This window comes from Lentzea sp. NPDC004782 (assembly GCF_040609115.1).
Classification (GTDB): domain Bacteria; phylum Actinomycetota; class Actinomycetes; order Mycobacteriales; family Pseudonocardiaceae; genus Lentzea.
This window is the reverse complement of record NZ_JBEXJN010000166.1, coordinates 1-1,016: the sequence shown is the minus strand read 5'-3', so window position 1 is coordinate 1,016 and position 1,016 is coordinate 1. Positions and strand designations below refer to the sequence as shown.

1 protein-coding gene is annotated in these 1,016 nt (G+C 37.4%); it reads right to left on the bottom strand.

Translation table 11 applies throughout. From position 1 onward, the window contains the following. On the bottom strand, window positions 1-1,016 hold a 1,016-nt coding region (locus tag ABZV40_RS46450; RefSeq protein WP_355456523.1), incomplete at both ends, for a hypothetical protein.

The following is a 1,016-nucleotide window of genomic DNA, read 5'->3' as shown; positions in this document are numbered from 1 at the left end:
GTTTCTTTCAATAGCTTCTGAACCTCATCCGTTTTGATTATTGTCTTGTTCCCTTTGATGTGTTCCTCGATAATATAAATTTGCACATCGTCAAAATCAAAGTGATCACTACTGAAGTTATCCATTTCCACTTGCTTGAAATTGAACTTAAATTTATTCTGTCTCCAATAGACAAATGAAGAATATAAAGCAGCCACTCCTGCAAGCGCCGTTGCTTCTCGACTGGTCTCAGATACTCGCTGTTCAGTGAAAGCCTCCCAGTAGGGTGCAAAGATTGATTCACGTTCGCTATCAGTCTCTCTTTTTGGACGATTCTTAAAAGCAATGTTCACAGCCCTGCTATTCATTTCAGAAGAAAATAATACTTTTTCATTTGAATCAATAGACAGTACACCAGTCAGATTAATATCCGCATAGTTTTGGCCAATACCTCGACCACGATATGTGCTTTCAGTAGCCAGTATTTTCAAATAACGTTCTAAACTCTTTCCAATTTCTCCTGATTCAGTCACCAGTAACATTTCCCCTCCATCAAATCCAGCCCAAGCCATTGCGGCCGTTGCCTTATTTGAGAGTTCGTCTAGGTTGACATGTTTCGTATCAAAAATGGATGAAATTACTTTATGACGCAAGCCTTTACCAGTACGTGTCCCAGATTTACTGACAAAGAACCTTGTCTTAGTAATCTCACGACATGCCACCAGCATTTGATAGATTGGCTGTAGTTGCGCATTATGCAAGCTGTCTACATCATCTATCACCATTCCTAAGTAATTAGCGTTCAAGATTGACATTTCAATTACATCAGAGAGCTGACAATCAAACACTTTAAAGTAACATTCATTGTCTTTGATAGAACAATTTTTTAAAATTTTCTTTTGATGCAGATCCATTTGAAAGTCATGACAAGCAATAATCGATGCTTTTATTTCTTTAAGAGGTTTTAGCTTTATCTGTTCATCTATAAAAGATATAATTTCTACAACTTCACTAGCTGTGAAGTCAGAACGCTTGCC